The organism is Buchnera aphidicola (Sipha maydis), from assembly GCF_024029855.1.
Lineage (GTDB): Bacteria > Pseudomonadota > Gammaproteobacteria > Enterobacterales > Enterobacteriaceae > Buchnera_J > Buchnera_J aphidicola_BI.
Map to the genome: position 1 here is coordinate 209,210 of NZ_CP097205.1, position 17,457 is coordinate 226,666.

The window sequence follows — 17,457 nt, forward strand, 5'->3', positions numbered from 1 at the left end:
AAAACTACAATCATAAATCCATATCTCTTAATTATAAGAGCTTGATTATTTTTACGAAATTAAAAGAAATGTAAATATATCAAAAATTTTTTATAAAATATACAAATATAAAAATAGGAAATTTTTTATTAATATGTATTATACAACAGAAAATATACGTCAGAAATTTTTCGAATTCTTCAAAAAAAAAAATCATAAAATTTATCCTGGAAGTTCATTAACTATCAATGATGATCCTTCATTATTATTTACTAATGCAGGAATGAATCAATTTAAAAATATTTTTTTAGGATATCAAACTCCTAAATATAAAAAAATTGCTAGTTTACAACATTGTTTAAGAACTGGTGGTAAACATAATGATTTAAATAACGTCGGACATACATCTCGACATCATACTTTTTTTGAAATGTTAGGAAATTTTAGTTTTGGTAGTTATTTTAAAGAAAAAGCTATAACATATGCATGGGAATTATTAACATCTAAAAAATGGTTTAACATTAATGCAGAAAAAATTTTAGTTACAGTTTATGCAAACGACTATGAAACATATAAAATCTGGAAAAATATTATAGGAATTGCAAAAGATAAAATTATTTTAATGCAAGATAAAAAAAAAAAATTATATACTTCAGAAAATTTTTGGATGATGGGAAAATATGGAGTTTGTGGACCATGTACTGAAATTTTTTATGATCAATGTAAAAATAATATTCAAAAAAATTTTCAAAAAAATAAAAAAAAATATAAAAATAGATTTATCGAAATATGGAATATAGTTTTCATAGAATATAATAAATTACCGAATAATACATTTCAAAAATTAAAAACACCTTCTGTAGATACAGGAATGGGACTAGAAAGAATTGCGACTATTTTACAAAACGTAAAATCTAATTATGAAATAGATATTTTTAAAAAAATAATACAAAAAATAAAAACTTTAAAAACAATTAAAAAAAAAAATGATCGTGCTATACAAGTTATTGCCGATCATATTCGATCTAGTGCATTTATTATTGCAAATAATGTTTTACCATCCAACGAACATCGAGGATATATTTTAAGAAAAATAATTCGAAGAGCTATCAGATATGGAAGATCTCTTGGAATAAAAAAATGTTTTTTTTATAAATTAGTTCCAATACTAATTAAAGTTATGGGGAGTTCAAACGCTATTTTAATTAACAAACAAAAAAAAATAGAAAATATATTAAAAAATGAAGAAATAAATTTTTCGCAAACATTAAAAAAAGGTTTAAAAATTTTAAATAAAGAGATTAAAAATACAAAAAATAAAATATTAGATGGAAAAATAGTATTTTATTTATACGACACATTAGGTTTTCCAATAGATTTAACGAAAAATATTTGTTTAGAAAACAATATTAAAATTGATAATGATGGCTTGAAAAAACAAATTGAAAAAAATAAATCGTCTATAAAAAAAAAAATGATCACAAACCAAGAAATAATAATTATACCAAACATAAAACAGACGAAATTTGCAGGTTACAATATATTTAAAACAAAAAGTATAGTGCAATCTATTTATAGAGAGAATACATTAACAAAAAAAATAAAAAAAAATGAAAAAGGGAAAATAATTATTGAAAAAACGCCATTTTATGCAGAATCAGGTGGTCAAATAGGAGATTCAGGTAAAATATATTCAAAAAATGGAATTTTTAAAGTATACAACACCAAAAAATATGGTAATTTTTTTATACACATAGGAAAAATAAAATCTGGAAAAATAAAAACACATGATAAAATCATAGCAGAAATAAATATTAAAAAAAGAAAACTCATAGAAAAAAATCATACATCTATACACTTACTACATTCAGGATTAAGAAAAATATTAGGAAAACATATTTCTCAAAAAGGTTCTTTAATCAATGATAAAAAAATTAGATTTGATTTTTCACATTACAAACCTTTAACGTTAAAACAAATTTATAAAATTGAAAAATTTGTTAATAATATCATACATAAAAATATTAAAATTAAAAGTTTTTTTATAAAATTTAAAGAAGCTAAAGAAAAAAAAATCAGGTTTTTGCCTAATAAAATATATAAAAAAAAGGTTCGTGTAATTTCTATTAAAAATTTTTCTAATGAACTATGTGGTGGAACACATGTTAAAAAAACTGGTAAAATTATTATTTTTAAAATACTACATGAAAAAAATGTATCATCAGGAATTAGAAGAATTAAAGCAGTTACTTATAAAGAAGCTTTAAAAAAGAATTTTAAAACAGAGAAAAAAATTCAAAAATTAAAACAAATAACCAAATCTAAAAACTCGAATTTAATTCAGAAAATAAAAAATATTATCCAATATCAAAAAAAAATATTGAAAGAAAACAAAGAAATACAAAAAAAATATATTTTATTGATTGCAAAAAAAATATCTAACAATGATATAAAAATATGTAAAATCCATTTTATATTTAAAATATTAAAAAACGAAGAAATAAAATATTTCCGATCTATAATAGATATACTACAAAAAAAATTTCCATCAATCATTATTATCTTAATTAATATTTCAAAAAAAAATTATCTTATTATAAAAATTAGTAAAAATTTGCCTTTAAAAATTAAAGCAAATAGAATGATTAAAAAGATATTCAAAATAATTCCTGGAAAAGGAGGAGGAAATAAATATATATCTGAAGGAATATTAAATTCTGAAAAAAATTTAATAAACAAAATTCATAAAGTTAAAAAAAAAATTATCAAAATGGTTAAAAAAAATAAATAAATTTTGCACATTGAATTTTACATATTATCATAGATAATAAGTCATTTTTTTTAAAAATAACTTACATAAAAATAAAAAAAATATTTTTAAAAAAAATTTAATACTACATGATATGGAATTAAAAATTTTTTTAAGGAGAAAAAATGTTAATTTTAACCAGAAGAGTAGGTGAAACATTAGTTATTGGAGATGAAATTACAGTAACAGTATTAGGAGTAAAAGGAAATCAAGTTAGAATCGGAGTTAACGCTCCCAAAGAAATTTCGGTACATAGAGAAGAAATATATCAAAAAATACAAAAAGAAAAAAATAATACATAAATTTCCTGATACAAAAATAAATAATTTTTTATGTTTTTCAAAAAAAAAAAAAAAAAAAAAAAGATAAGAAAAATAATTTTAAAAAATTTCTCTATTAAAATATAGAATTGACATTTTAAAAAAAAAATAGTAAAATTAATAGGATTATAAAAATTTATAAAATAATTTAAGTGAGATGGCTGAGTGGTTGAAAGCACTCCCCTGCTAAGAGAGTATGTGTAGAAATACGCGTCGAGGGTTCGAATCCCTCTCTCACTAAATTTTTTATTTTAAATATAAAAAATTTTATGTTAAGAATATTTCCATTAAAAATGCATCCGTAGCTCAGTTGGATAGAGCACTCGGCTACGAACCGAGAGGTCGTGGGTTCAAATCCTACCGGATGTAATAAAAAATACAAAACAATAATAATTTTTAAAATTATAAATTTTAAAAAATATAAATATTTATACAATTTTTCATTTTTTTATATTAAATATGAAAAAAATTCCAAGAATTTATATAAATAAAAAAATAAATATTCAACAAAAAATTTCTTTAGAAGATGATAAAAAAAATTATCTTGTAAACGTCATGCGTATGAGTATTGGAAATAAAGTTTATATATTTAACAATACAAATTTTTTATTTCTTTCTGAAATTATCCAATTAAATAAAAAAAAAATAACATTAAATATATTAACAAAAGAAAAAAAAAATAATGAATCACCATTGAAAATACATTTAGGACAATCTATTTCTAAAAAAAAATCAATGTCATGGATCATTCAAAAATCTTCAGAACTTGGTGTAGAATCCATTACTCCTATTATATGTGAAAAATCTTCTCTAAAAAACAAACAAATAATAAATATCAAAAAATGGAAAAAAATATCAATATCTGCAAGTCAACAATGTGAACGAAATGTTTTAACAAAAATTTTCAAACCCATCAAACTTAATAAATGGATTTTTTCTTTAAAAGATTATCCAAAAATAATTTTTACGCCAAATAAAAAAACTTCAAAAAAAAAAAAATTACCAAATAAAACAAAAAAATTATATATTTTAATAGGTTCAGAAATGGGTTTTTCAAAAAAAGAAATAAAATTTTGTGTTCAAAAAAAATTTTTTAATATAAATTTAGGAAAAAGAATTTTAAGAACAGAAACGGCTGCTTTAACAGCTATTTCAATTATGCAATATAAATATGGAGATTTGAATGTTTGAAGGAATTATGAAGATATAAATTTTTTTAAATATATTAAGCACTCTGATAAAAAAATATATTTTTTAAAAAATTATTATTAAATTAATTAATAAAAACCTTTTTAACATTTTTCTTTGTGCTAACTAATAAAATATCAGGTTTTCTACGAGAAAATATCCCAACAGAAATAACTCCTGGAATGTTGTTAATTGTATTTTCAATATCTACAGGATTAACAATACATAATTTACTAATGTCTAATATATAATTGTTATTATCAGTAATAATATTACTTCTTTTTTTTACTTCTCCACCAATTTTTTTTAATTCTCTCATCACATAACGATAAGACATAGGTAAAACTTCAATAGGCAAAGGAAATTTACCCAATGTTTTTACTTGTTTGGTTTCATCAATAATACAAATAAATTTATCAGCGGCAGAAGCAAGAATTTTTTCTCGAGTTAAAGCTGCTCCTCCTCCTTTAATCATTTCCATATTATTATTAATTTCATCCGCACTATCAATGTACAAAGGAAGGCGATCTAAACTATTTAATTGAACAACTTTTATTCCATTTTTTTTAAGACTCATAGTTGTTTTATAAGACGAAGAAACAGCTCCTTTTATTTTATTTTTTATTTTTTTTAAATAATTGATTAAATACGTTACAGTAGATCCAGTTCCAACACCAATAAATATTTCATTTGGTATAAATTTTAAAACTTCAAAAGCTACTTTTTTTTTTAAATTTTTTGATTTCATAATATGAATTACACCAATTGATATTTAAATAAAACAACTTTAATACTATTTTTATATAAAAAATTTTATAATTTTTTTGAAAAATTTAAAGTTATGAAGCTACTAAAAAATGAAAAAAATAGAATATAAAGAAATTTTTATAAAAAATTTATTTAAAAAAAAAAAAAAAAAAAAAAAAATAAATTAATTTAAATATTTATATAAATTTTTTTTAAAATAATTTTCGTAATTATAAAAGACACTGGGGTACCTGGATTCGAACCAGGGATCCCGGTATCAAAAACCGGTGCCTTAAACCTCTTGGCCATACCCCAAAATTTTCTATTCTAAAAAAAAATTACGGGAAGCGAGATTTGAACTCGCATACCCAAATAAGGGCGCCAGAACCTAAATCTGGTGCGTCTACCAATTTCGCCACTCCCGCTAAAAAAAAATTCTATATAAAATATTTTTCTAAATAATTAGCTATGATGGGAATCGAACCCATGACATCAGCGTTATGAGTGCTGTGCTCTGACCGACTGAGCTACATAGCTAGAAAATTTTAATAAAAATAAAATTTTATTATATTTAAATCTTTAAAGATTAAAAAATAAAATTATATATAAATATATATCTGAAATATTATATCTTTATATTAATAAATATACTAGTATAATAAAATCTTTATAAAAATTTTTCAAAATTAAAACTGAAAAAAATTATATCATATAAAAAAAAAAAATTCTATAAAGAAAAAATTTTTAAAAAGTATATTTATACTGATAATATATCATCCAAAAAGGATCACTACATGACAAAAAATTTTAAAAACAGAAATTTTATATTTAAAATAATTGATAATTACATTCAAAAAAATAAAAAAAATCAAATACGCACTAGATTTCCTCCAGAGCCTAATGGTTTTTTACATATTGGTCATGCAAAATCCATATGCTTGAATTTTAATATTGCTAAAATATATCATGGAAAATGTAATTTAAGATTTGATGATACTAATCCAAAACACGAAAAAAAAAAATTTGTCAAAGAAATTAAGAAAGATATTCAATGGATGGGATATAAATGGAATAAAAAAAGTTTATATGCATCACAATACTTTGAAAAAATATATAAATATGCCAAGAAATTAATAAAAAAAAAATTCGCTTACGTAGATCAATTATCTCAATCGGAAATAAAAAAATATCGAGGAACATTAAAAAAAAAAGGAATAAATAGTCCATACAGAAATCGTGTTATTAAAGAAAACTTAAAATTATTTAAAGAGATGAAAAATGGAAAATTTAAAGATGGAGAAATTTGTTTACGTGCAAAAATAAATATGCAATCTAATAACATAATCATGAGAGATCCTGTTTTATATAGAGTAAAAAATATATCCCATTATAGAACAAAAAACAAATGGTGCATATATCCAACATACGATTTCAGTCATTGTTTATCAGATTTTATAGAAAAAATAACTCATTCTTTGTGTTCTTTAGAATTCCTTGATAATAAAGAGTTATATACATGGATTTTGCAAAAACTTGATGTTAAAAATATACCACAACAATATGAATTTTCTAGATTAAATTTAGAATATACTGTTTTGTCAAAAAGAAAATTAAAAAAAATAGTAAAAGAAAAAATTGTCACAGGATGGGATGATCCAAGAATGCCTACTATTTCTGGTTTAAGAAGAAGAGGTTATACACCTCAATCTATTAAAAATTTTTGTCAAAAAATCGGAATATCGAAAAAAAATCATTTAATTGAACTAAAACTATTAGAATATTGTGTTAGAAACGATTTAAATAAAATTGCAAACCGTTTTATGGCAGTTATAAATCCTATAAAAATTATTATTATAAACATGTCTGAAAATCATAATGAAAAAATTATCGTTAATAATCATCCTTTTTTTCCTAAAAAGGGAAAACATAAAATTTATTTTAGTAAAGTTATATATATTGATAAATCAGATTTTAAAGAAAAGAGAACAAATAAATATAAAAGATTATCACTAAATACAGAAGTGAGATTAAGACATGCATATATAATAAAAGCTTTAAAAATTGAAAAAAATTCTACAGGAGAAATCAAAAAAATATTTTGTACATATGATAAAAATACTTTAAATAAAAATCCTAAAAACAGAAAAGTAAATAGTGTGATTCATTGGATTTCAAAAAAAAATTCTATTCCAGCAAAATTTAGATTATTTCAACCTATTTTTAAAATAAAAAATCCGAATTATGAAAAAAAATATTTAAATTATATTAATAAAAATTCTATACAAATAAAAAATGGATTTATAGAAAAAGATCTTATGAATAAAAAAAAACTAAAATTTTTTCAATTTGAAAGAGAAGGATATTTTATTATTGATAAAAAAGAAACATTAAAAAATAAAAAAATTACTTTTAATGAAACAATATCTTTAAAAGAAAAAAAATATTTTTAATTTTTTTAAAATAAAAATTTTTTAATAAAATTAAAAAAAACAATAAAAATATAAAAAAATTTTAAATTTATAAAATTTTTTTTTGAAAAAAGAATTTAAAAATTCTATAAAACTTTGAATAAAATATAAAAAAAAAATATTAATAAAATGTTACAATCAAATATTCAAAAAATATTATTTTTATGAAATTTCAATAAATTAATCATGAAAAAATAAAAAATTAATTTATTTAATCAAAAATTTCTTTAAGAACATAAATAAATTTTTATATAAAAAAAATATATTCGTAAAATTTCAATAAAAACCTTATAAAACTATTAAAAAATTTTTTTTATATTTTATTTTATTAATATACAAATATTATTCAATCTTTAAAAATATTTAATATTTAATATAAAATATATACAAAGATAAAACATACCACAAGATAAATTAAAAAAAAAAATCATAAAAAATAAAAAATGAGTAAATTATGTCTATAATTGAAAAAATAATTGGAAGAGAAATAATAGATTCTCGTGGAAATCCAACAGTTGAAGCAGAAGTACATACACGTACAGGATGTATTGGTATTGCTTCAGTTCCATCTGGTGCTTCAAAAGGATCTAAAGAAGCATTAGAAATAAGAGATTTAGAAAGAAGATTTTCAGGAAATGGTGTTCAAAAATCTGTCTCATTAATTAATCATTTAATATTTAAAAATTTAAAAAACAAAAATTCTATAGATCAACAAGACATCGATAAAACAATGATTGAATTAGACGGAACAGAGAATAAATCTATATTAGGTGCTAATACTATGCTTGCTGTTTCTTTAGCAAATGCAAAAGCAGCTGCAATATTTAAAAAAATATATCTTTTCGAGCATATTTCTGAACTGAATAACACGCCTAAAAAATATTCTATGCCACTACCAATGATGAATATCATAAATGGTGGAAAACATTCTAATAATAATATTGATCTTCAAGAATTTATGATACAACCTATATCTGCAAAAAACTTTAAACATGCAGTACAAATAGGATGTGAAATTTTCCACTCATTATCTCAAATATTAAAAAAAAAAAATATGAGTACAGCAGTTGGAGATGAAGGAGGTTATGCTCCTAATTTATATTCAAATGAAGAAGCAATACTTTTAATACTAGAAGCAATACAAAAATCAGAATATGAAATTGGAAAAGATGTAACTTTAGCAATTGATTGTGCATCTTCAGAATTATATGATAGAAAAACAAAAAAATACTTTTTACACGGAGAAAATAAACAATTTAATTCATATGAATTTACTAATTATTTAAAAAATCTTATAAAAAAATATCCTATTTTATCCATCGAAGATGGACAAGATGAATCAGATTGGAAAGGTTTTATACATCAAACAAAAATTTTAGGAGAAAAAATTCAAATTGTTGGAGATGATTTATTTGTCACGAATGATAATATCCTAAAAAAAGGAATTCAAAAAAAAATCGCAAATTCTATTTTAATTAAACCAAATCAAATTGGAACATTAACTGAAACGATTAAAACAATACAAACAGCTAAAAAAGCCAATTATAATGTGATTATTTCTCATCGTTCTGGAGAAACAGAAGATGTTACTATATCAGATTTAGCAGTTGGAACTGCAGCAGGGCAAATTAAGACTGGATCTTTAAGCAGAACAGATCGAATCGCTAAATACAACCAATTGATTAGAATAGAAGAAAAATTAGGATATAAAAAAGCTCCTTACTATGGAGCAAAAGAATTAAAAATTAAAAAATAGAATGAATTTAGTAGTAAAATAATATATTTATTCAAAATATTATATTTTACTACGTAAAATATTTTAAGAAAATTTATAAAAAAAATTATATAAAAAAATATGAAAAATAAAAAAAATATCTTAATAATTGTTGATGGAACAAATTATTTATACAGAGCATATTTTGCATTTAAAAATTTTCAAAATAAAAAAAAAGAACCTATAGGAGCGATATATGGAACTTTAATTATGCTGAAAAAAGTTTTTAATAAATATATGCCTAATAAAATAATTATTGTATTTGATCATAAAACAATTAATTTTAGAAAAAAAATATATAAAAAATATAAAGCAAATAGACCAAAAATTCCACAAGATTTAAAAGTTCAAATTAATCAATTAATCAAAATAATTAATTATATAGGTATTCCTGTCATTCAAATACCAGGATTCGAAGCTGATGATATTATAGGAACTTTAGTTTATAAAAAAAATAAAAAAAATATTTTAATATTAACTAATGATAAAGATATGATGCAATTAATTAATAAAAATGTAAAAATATTAAATCATCATGAAACAATAATTGGAGAAAAAGAAGTTAGAAAAAAATTTGGAATTTCTCCAAAACTTATAAAAGATTTCTTAGCACTTGTAGGAGATCGCTCAGATAACATTCCTGGAATACCCGGTGTAGGAATTAAAACTGCACAAATACTTTTAAAAAATTTTCATTCTTTAAAAGAGATTTATAAAAATTTAGATAAACTTTCTTTATTAAATATTAGGAATGCAAAAAAATTACCAAAAATTTTTTTAAAAAATAAAAAAATTGCTTTTATATCAAAATACCTATCAACTATCCAAATACGAATACGCTCACCAATTCTAAATGCATCTTTTAAATTGAAAAAACCTAAAAAAAAAAAAATATTTGAATATTTTAAGAAAAATAATTTTAAATCCTTAAAAACATCTTTTAAGAAATCTCCTTGGTTTAATAATTTAAAATAAATAGTTTAAAAATTGCTCAAAAAATTCAAAAACTACACTTTTTATTTTTTTTATACACATCTGAATACCAATTACTTAAAGTTTTTTTTAATTCAAAAATTCCAATTTTTTTAAATGAAGAAAAAATTTGAATACAAGGTGAAATTTTTAAAGAAATAATTTTCTCTTGAGCAGAAATATATTTTTTTTTTCTTAAAAAAAAACTTAATTTATCACATTTATTTAATAAAATAATAAAATTAATTTTTTTTTTATTTAAAATATTTATGATAATTAAATCATTTTCTTTAAAAAAGAAATTTATATCTACTAATAAAACAACTCCAATTAAACATTTTCTATAAAATAAATACTTTTTTATTTCTCGTAACCAATTTATTTTTTTTCTCTTGTAAAAAGAAGAATAACCATAACCTGGAAAATCAACTATTCTGCATTTATTATCAACATTAAAAAAATTAATTAATTTTGTACTACCAGGAAATTTACTTACACGTGATAATTTTTTTTTATTAGATAAACTATTCACTAATGTCGATTTTCCTGAATTAGAATATCCTAAAAAAGCTATTTCATTCCCTACATGAATATTAATTTGATCAATATTTATAAAACTTTTCATGAAAAAAGTTAAATCAAAATTTAAAATTTTCATACTTATCCTTAAAAAAAATATGCACAAAGAAAAAAATAAATATTTAAAAAAAAAATAAATATAAAAAAATATTATATATGAAAAAGTTAAAAAAAAACTTTTAAATACTGATTAAAATAAAAAAATATACTATTATATAAATAGTAATATTTATTATAAAAATAACATAAAAAAAAAAGTTTTGTAAAAAAATATAGGTTAAATGAAATGAATCAAAAATTTAGAAATATAGCAATCATTGCGCATGTTGATCATGGTAAAACTACTTTAATTGATAAACTTCTACAAGAATCAGGAATTTTTAAAATACATGAAGAAAAAACTGAACGTATTATGGACAGTAATGATTTAGAAAGAGAAAGAGGAATAACAATTACTGCAAAAAACACATCCATCAAATGGAATGAATATAAAATAAATATTGTAGATACTCCAGGACATGCAGATTTTGGAGGAGAAGTTGAAAGAGTATTATCTATGGTAGATTCAGTATTACTAGTTGTTGATGCTCTTGATGGACCGATGCCACAAACAAGATTTGTAACTGAAAAAGCTTTTAGATATAATCTAAACCCTATTGTTGTTGTGAATAAAATAGATAGAAAAAATTCTAGACCAAATTGGGTAATTGATCAAATATTTGATTTATTTATTAATTTAAATGCAACTGATAAGCAATTAGATTTTCCTATAGTTTATACATCTGCTTTATTGGGAAAATCAGGATTAGAGTTAAATAAATTAGAAAATAATATGTCTCCTTTATTTAATATAATTATTAAACATACTCCAGCTCCACAAAAAAATATTCATAAAAAATTCAAAATGCAAATTTCACAATTAGATTATGACAATTATCTCGGAATTATTGGAATAGGAAGAATTCATTCAGGATCAATAAAACCAAAACAAAAAATTAAAGTTATCAATCAACAAGGAAAAAATAACAATGGTGAAATAAAAAAAATATTAAAATATTCTGGACTCAAAAAAATGGATTCACAAATTGCTTTTTCAGGAGACATAATTGCTGTTTCTGGAATTGAAAATATTAAAATTTCAGATACCATCTGCGATATCAAAAGTAAATCTCCTCTACCAAAATTAAATATTGATGAACCAACTGTAAAAATGTTTTTTTCAGTTAATTCTTCACCATTTGCAGGTACTGAGGGTATACATGTCACTTCACGAAAAATACTCGAAAGATTGAATAAAGAAAAAATGCATAACGTCGCATTAAAAGTAGAAGAAACAAATGACTCAAGTACTTTTTGTGTATCAGGTAGAGGAGAACTACATTTATCTATATTAATAGAAAATATGCGAAGAGAAGGATATGAATTAGAAGTCTCTCGACCAAAAGTTATATTTAAAAAAAAAAATGGAATTGAAAAAGAACCTTTTGAACTTATTGTATTGGATATAAAAGAAAAATATCAAGGTGTAATCATGCAATATATAGGAGAAAGAAAAGGAGAAATGAAAAATATGATTTTAGATAATAGAGGAAGAGTAAGATTAGAATATATTATATCAAGTCGTGCTTTAATTGGTTTTCGTTCAGAATTTACAAATATTACCGCTGGAACTGGTCTTTTTTATTCATCATTTAGTCATTATGATAATATATCAAAATTTAATATCTCCAATAGAAGAAATGGTGTATTAATTTCTAATAATACAGGATATGCAGTTGCTTTCTCATTATTTAACTTACAAGAACGTGGAAAATTATTTTTAGGGCATGGAGCTAAAGTATATGAAGGTCAAATAATTGGAATACATAGTAAATCTAATGATTTAACTGTAAACTGTTTAGCAGGGAAAAAATTGACTAATATGCGTGCTTCTGGAACAGATGAAGCGATTAACTTAATTAAACCAATAAATTTAACTCTTGAGCAAGCAATGAGTTTTATTAATGACGATGAATTAATAGAAATTACACCTAAAGAAATACGTCTAAGAAAAAAGTTTTTAAAAGAAAATCAAAGAAAATCTGCTTCTAGAAAAAAACTAATCTCTACATAATAAATTCTGAATTAATTTTTTATATTTCATACTTTGATAAGAGGTAGATAATCTATAAGAACAAATAATAGTCTTTAAATGAGAAATTGCATCATTAAAATTATCATTTATGATTAAATAATCATATTCTAAATAATGACTAGTTTCTTTAATAAATTTTTTCATTCTATGAAAAATCACCTCTTGATCATCTTGATTTCTTTTTTTTAATCTATTAAATAATTCGTCTTTAGAAGGAGGTAATAAAAAAATGCTTTTAGCATTTAAAAAAATTTTTTTAATTTGTCGTGCGCCTTGCCAATCTATATCTAATAAAATATCTTGTCCTTTAAATAAAATAGATTGTGTGTGTATTAAAGGTGTTCCATAATAATTATTAAAAACTTTCGCGTATTCTAAAAACTTTTTTTTCTTAATCATTAATTTAAATTTTTTTTTAGAAATAAAATAATAATCAATACCATGTCTTTCTCCCGGTCGTATCAAACGAGTAGTATAAGAAATTGACATTTTTACTTCTAAAAATTGCTCTTTTTTTAAAAATGATTTTATTAAACTAGATTTTCCAGTACCACTAGGAGCTGATAGAATAAAAATTCTTCCTACATTTTTCATATAATTTATACCTAAAATTTTTATATCAAAAAAAAAAAAAAAAAAGAAAAATTAAAAAAATAAATTTATTCCACAGAAAATATAAAAATTTATTTTTTTACATGAAAATAATTACTTCTTATTTTATAAATTTTTTCTTTATTATAAATTTTATTTAAAACAACTTGTGCATAAATTTTATTATGAACAGTTACAGAAGATAATAAAACGCCTTTTTTAATCCATTTTTTTTTAATTTTTACATATACAAGATCTCCAGGAAAAAATGAATTTTTATCATCATAGATACAATATAAAAATTTTAATGATCTTTTATTAAAATTATTATATTTTATTTTAACAATTTGTTCTTGTCCAAGATAACATCCTTTTTTATAACTTATACTATTTTTAAATTTATCTAAATTTATTTCTTGAGGGAAAAAATTTAATAAATTCTGTGACTCTATAATTGGAATTTTTTCTTCAATATCTATTGATAACCATTGATTGCTAGAATTAAAATAAGAAATATTTGTATTTTTTTTTAAAATTTTTACAAGAACTTTATATGAAGAAACCAAAATAAAACGTTCAATAACATTATATATAAAGATTACAGTGATATTGTTTTCATGTATAACAGAATTATGTTTATTAGGTAAAATTGAAAAAAAATTTTTCAAGAAATTACGTGCATTTTTTCCAAGAACTCCAAAAAAAAATAATTTTTTTTCTTTAGAAAATTTCACTATAGAAAAAATAGAATATTTTTTTATTTCTTGAATTTGTTTTTTAGCAATATTTTTTCTTAAAATATAAAAATAATTTTTTTTTCTTTTAAAAATTAATAATGTACTATAAATTTTTCCTTTGTTATTACAATGTCCGCATAAAATATATTTATTAGATTTTAATAAATTTATATCTGCTGTAATTTGACTATTTAAATATTTTTTTTTATCTTGACCTGAAACTTTTATTAACTCCCATTCGTCTAAAGAAACTATAGAAAGAAATATTTTATTTGCAGGCAAAATCTCATTTTTTGGAAAAATAAATTTGGTCATAAAAATTATCCTATTTGAAAATTATTACTAAAAAATTTTTATTATTTATAATATATAAATAAACAACCTGAAATAAAAAATATTTTAATTAAAAAAATATAATAAGTAAGAAATTTTTAAAAAAATGATAAAATATAAAATTTTAATAATTAAAAAAAATTATCTAAAAAAATAAAAATTTAAAATAATTTACATTAAAATACAATTTTATGAAAAATATGAAAACAATAAAAAAACTTTTAAAAAAAATAAAAAAATATTATTCAAAATATAAAAAAATTAGGAGATGTCTTTGAATTAAATAAAAAAAAAAATAGATTAATAGAAATAGACAATATTGTACAAAATAAAAAAAATTGGAAAAAGAAAAATTTTTTTAAAAAAATTAATAAAGAAAAAAAAAATATTTATAAAAAAATTAATATTTGTAAAATAATAGAGAAAAATATAAGAGAGAATCAAAAATTATTAAATCTCTCTATAGAATTATCAGATTTATCTCTTATAAATGACATCAAAAAAAAAATTAAAAAAATTAAAAAAAAAATTAATAAATTATATATCCAAACACTATTTAAAAAAAAAAACGATAATAAAAATTGTTATATTGATATTCAATCTGGATCTGGAGGAATAGAAGCGCAAGATTGGTCTAATATGCTATTAAAAATGTATTTAAAATTTTTAAATAAACATAAATTTTATGTAAATATAATTAACATTATATATGATGAATTTAATGGAATCAAATCTGCGACATTACAAGTTAAAGGGGAATATGCTTTTGGTTGGTTAAGAACAGAATCTGGAATACATAGATTAGTTAGAAAAAGTCCATTTAACTCAGGAAATAAAAGGCATACATCTTTTAGTTCAATTTTTGTATATCCTGTCTTACAAAATAAAGAATTTTTTAAATTAAATAAATCTGATTTGAAAATAGAAGTATATAAATCTTCAGGATCAGGGGGGCAACATGTCAATAAAACGGAATCCGCAGTAAGAATAAAACATATACCTACTGGAATTACAGTGACATGTCAAAGTGATCGATCACAACATAAAAATAAAAAAAATGCAATGAAACAAATTATTTCAAAAATATTAAACCAACAAAAAAAAGAAAAAAATTTAAAAATAAGAAATATAAATAAAAAAAAAAAAATATTGAATGGAGTAATCAAATTAGATCATATATATTAGATGATACTAGAATTAAAGATATTAGAACAGGAAAAGAAACAAGAAACATACAAAAATTTTTTAATGGAAATATAGAAGAATTTATTAAAAAAAGTCTACAATTAGGATTGTAAAAAATGGCCAAAAATAATAAAAACACAAACATGACACAAAATTCTGAAAGGGAAAATAGAATACAAAAATTAAAATTATTAAAAAAAAATGGATTTAATTTTCCTAATCATTTTATGACAAATAATTCTTCTGAAAAAATTTTTTTAAAATATAATAAAAAAAATAAAAAAGAATTAGAAAAATCAACGTTTCAAATAAAAATTGCTGGAAGAATTGTCAAAAAAAGAATTATGGGCAAAGCTACCTTTATTATTTTACAAGATTCAGAAAATGAGATACAAATATATGCAAACCAAAATTCTTTTAAATCTAAAAAATATAATTATTTTTTTTTTAAAAATTTAGACTTAGGAGATATTATAGGTGTCAAAGGAAATATTTTTAAAACAAGAACGAATGAAACTACTATTCATTGTAAAGAATTTATATTATTAACAAAATCGCTTAGACCATTACCAGAAAAATATCATGGATTAGTAAACAAAGAAATAAAATATAGAAAAAGGTATATTGATTTAATTTCTGATAAAAATTTAAAAAAAACATTTAAAAAAAGAGCTATCTTAATTTCTTTCATTAGAAAATATATGAAAAAAAAAAAATTTTTAGAAGTTGAAACGCCTATTCTGCATAATATTCCAGGAGGTGCTATCGCTAAACCTTTCACTACATATCATCATTCATTAAATAAAAAAATGTATTTAAGAATTGCGCCAGAATTATATTTAAAAAGATTAATAATTGGAGGATTTGAAAAAATTTTTGAAATTAATAAAAATTTTCGCAATGAAGGAATATCTTTCAAACATAATCCAGAATTTACCATGATGGAGATATATATTGCCTATAAAAACTATAAATATATGATGAGATTTTTAAAAAAATTAATAAAATATATTAACAAAAAAATAAATAAAAATAAACCTTTAAAATATCAAAAAAATCTCTTTGATTTTAATCAACCATTTCAAAAATTCACTATGAAAGAATCTATTTTAAAATTTAATAGATTCATAAAAAAACAAGATTTAGAAGATATAGATAAAATAAAAAAAATTGCTCAAAAAATAAATTTAAAAATAAAAAATACGTGGAAAATAGGGAAAGTTCTTACGGAAATATTTGAAAAAACAGTAGAAAAAAAATTAATCCAACCAACTTTTATTACAGAGTATCCATCAGAAGTTTCTCCTTTATCTAGAAGAAAAAATGATAATAAAAATTTTTCTGAAAGATTTGAATTCTTTATTGGAGGATATGAAATAGGAAATGGTTTTTCAGAATTAAATGATCCACAAGAACAAAAAAAAATTTTCAAAAAACAAATAAAATTAAAAAATATCACAAAAACAAACAAAACATATGATCAAGATTATATCATAGCATTAGAACATGGAATGCCTCCAACAGCAGGTTTAGGAATAGGAATAGATAGATTAATCATGATATTTACAAATCAAACAAACATTAAAGATGTGATCATCTTTCCAACTTTAAGTATTTTAAAAAAATAAATTTTAAAAAAAT

General features: G+C 20.7%; 13 protein-coding genes and 5 tRNA genes. 11 read left to right on the forward strand and 7 right to left on the reverse strand.

Going from position 1 to position 17,457, the window contains the following annotated elements:
* Window positions 1-133 precede the first annotated feature (133 nt).
* The 5 genes from alaS to M3Y47_RS00950 all read left to right on the forward strand — a co-directional run bounded on the left by alaS (window position 134) and on the right by M3Y47_RS00950 (window position 4,299).
* Window positions 134-2,770, forward strand: a complete 2,637-nt coding sequence (gene alaS / locus M3Y47_RS00930; protein WP_252839613.1) for an alanine--tRNA ligase — start codon at window positions 134-136, stop codon at window positions 2,768-2,770.
* A gap of 143 nt (window positions 2,771-2,913) precedes the next feature.
* Window positions 2,914-3,090 carry a carbon storage regulator CsrA gene (csrA, locus tag M3Y47_RS00935; RefSeq protein ID WP_252839614.1) on the forward strand — a complete coding sequence of 59 codons (177 nt, stop codon included), beginning with the start codon at window positions 2,914-2,916 and terminating at the stop codon, window positions 3,088-3,090.
* 169 nt (window positions 3,091-3,259) lie between these two features.
* Window positions 3,260-3,348 (forward strand) — tRNA-Ser (locus M3Y47_RS00940).
* A gap of 55 nt (window positions 3,349-3,403) precedes the next feature.
* Window positions 3,404-3,477: transfer RNA gene (locus M3Y47_RS00945), tRNA-Arg, on the forward strand.
* 90 nt (window positions 3,478-3,567) lie between these two features.
* The gene (locus tag M3Y47_RS00950; RefSeq protein ID WP_252839615.1) at window positions 3,568-4,299 is read left to right on the forward strand and encodes a 16S rRNA (uracil(1498)-N(3))-methyltransferase; all 732 of its coding nucleotides are present in this window, start codon (window positions 3,568-3,570) and stop codon (window positions 4,297-4,299) included.
* A gap of 82 nt (window positions 4,300-4,381) precedes the next feature.
* On the opposite strand, the gene rpiA is transcribed toward M3Y47_RS00950, so the two are convergent.
* The 4 genes from rpiA to M3Y47_RS00970 all read right to left on the reverse strand — a co-directional run bounded on the left by rpiA (window position 4,382) and on the right by M3Y47_RS00970 (window position 5,580).
* Window positions 4,382-5,044: a ribose-5-phosphate isomerase RpiA gene (gene rpiA, locus M3Y47_RS00955; RefSeq protein WP_252839616.1), complete on the reverse strand. Its 663-nt coding sequence runs from the start codon at window positions 5,042-5,044 to the stop codon at window positions 4,382-4,384.
* A 241-nt stretch (window positions 5,045-5,285) separates the two neighbouring features.
* Window positions 5,286-5,358: transfer RNA gene (locus M3Y47_RS00960), tRNA-Gln, on the reverse strand.
* 24 nt (window positions 5,359-5,382) lie between these two features.
* A tRNA-Leu gene (locus M3Y47_RS00965) sits at window positions 5,383-5,468 on the reverse strand.
* A gap of 38 nt (window positions 5,469-5,506) precedes the next feature.
* Window positions 5,507-5,580, reverse strand: a tRNA-Met gene (locus M3Y47_RS00970).
* Window positions 5,581-5,837: 257 nt separating this feature from the next.
* On the opposite strand from M3Y47_RS00970, the gene M3Y47_RS00975 reads away from it, so the two are divergent.
* The 3 genes from M3Y47_RS00975 (at window position 5,838) to M3Y47_RS00985 (ending at window position 10,260) form a co-directional block, all read left to right on the forward strand.
* Window positions 5,838-7,493 carry a glutamine--tRNA ligase/YqeY domain fusion protein gene (locus tag M3Y47_RS00975; RefSeq protein ID WP_252839617.1) on the forward strand — a complete coding sequence of 552 codons (1,656 nt, stop codon included), beginning with the start codon at window positions 5,838-5,840 and terminating at the stop codon, window positions 7,491-7,493.
* A 472-nt stretch (window positions 7,494-7,965) separates the two neighbouring features.
* Entirely contained in the window at window positions 7,966-9,267 is a 1,302-nt protein-coding gene (gene eno, locus M3Y47_RS00980) for a phosphopyruvate hydratase (RefSeq protein ID WP_252839618.1), read from the forward strand.
* 99 nt (window positions 9,268-9,366) lie between these two features.
* Window positions 9,367-10,260: a 5'-3' exonuclease gene (locus M3Y47_RS00985; protein ID WP_252839619.1), complete on the forward strand. Its 894-nt coding sequence runs from the start codon at window positions 9,367-9,369 to the stop codon at window positions 10,258-10,260.
* 25 nt (window positions 10,261-10,285) lie between these two features.
* Here the strand turns inward: M3Y47_RS00985 and yihA are convergent, their stop codons facing one another.
* A complete protein-coding gene (gene yihA / locus M3Y47_RS00990) occupies window positions 10,286-10,915 on the reverse strand; it encodes a ribosome biogenesis GTP-binding protein YihA/YsxC (protein WP_252839620.1) in 630 nt (209 codons plus the stop codon).
* Between the two features lie 207 nt (window positions 10,916-11,122).
* On the opposite strand from yihA, the gene typA reads away from it, so the two are divergent.
* Complete coding sequence (gene typA, locus M3Y47_RS00995) at window positions 11,123-12,949, forward strand: translational GTPase TypA (protein WP_252839621.1); 1,827 nt, start codon at window positions 11,123-11,125, stop codon at window positions 12,947-12,949.
* Here typA and gmk read toward each other — a convergent pair.
* Window positions 12,935-13,564: a guanylate kinase gene (gene gmk / locus M3Y47_RS01000; protein WP_252839622.1), complete on the reverse strand. Its 630-nt coding sequence runs from the start codon at window positions 13,562-13,564 to the stop codon at window positions 12,935-12,937. The genes typA and gmk overlap by 15 nt on opposite strands.
* A gap of 89 nt (window positions 13,565-13,653) precedes the next feature.
* Window positions 13,654-14,613, reverse strand: coding sequence for a tRNA-modifying protein YgfZ (ygfZ, locus tag M3Y47_RS01005; RefSeq protein WP_252839623.1), 960 nt, complete (start codon window positions 14,611-14,613; stop codon window positions 13,654-13,656).
* A gap of 258 nt (window positions 14,614-14,871) precedes the next feature.
* Between ygfZ and prfB the strand changes: the two genes are divergently transcribed.
* Window positions 14,872-15,929, forward strand: a protein-coding gene (gene prfB / locus M3Y47_RS01010) for a peptide chain release factor 2 (protein ID WP_252839636.1) whose coding sequence is annotated in 2 segments (ribosomal slippage) — window positions 14,872-15,769 and window positions 15,769-15,929 — 1,059 coding nt in all. Because the reading frame shifts where the segments join, the coding sequence is not laid out codon by codon here.
* Window positions 15,930-15,932: 3 nt separating this feature from the next.
* Entirely contained in the window at window positions 15,933-17,444 is a 1,512-nt protein-coding gene (lysS, locus tag M3Y47_RS01015) for a lysine--tRNA ligase (protein ID WP_252839624.1), read from the forward strand.
* Window positions 17,445-17,457 lie beyond the last annotated feature (13 nt).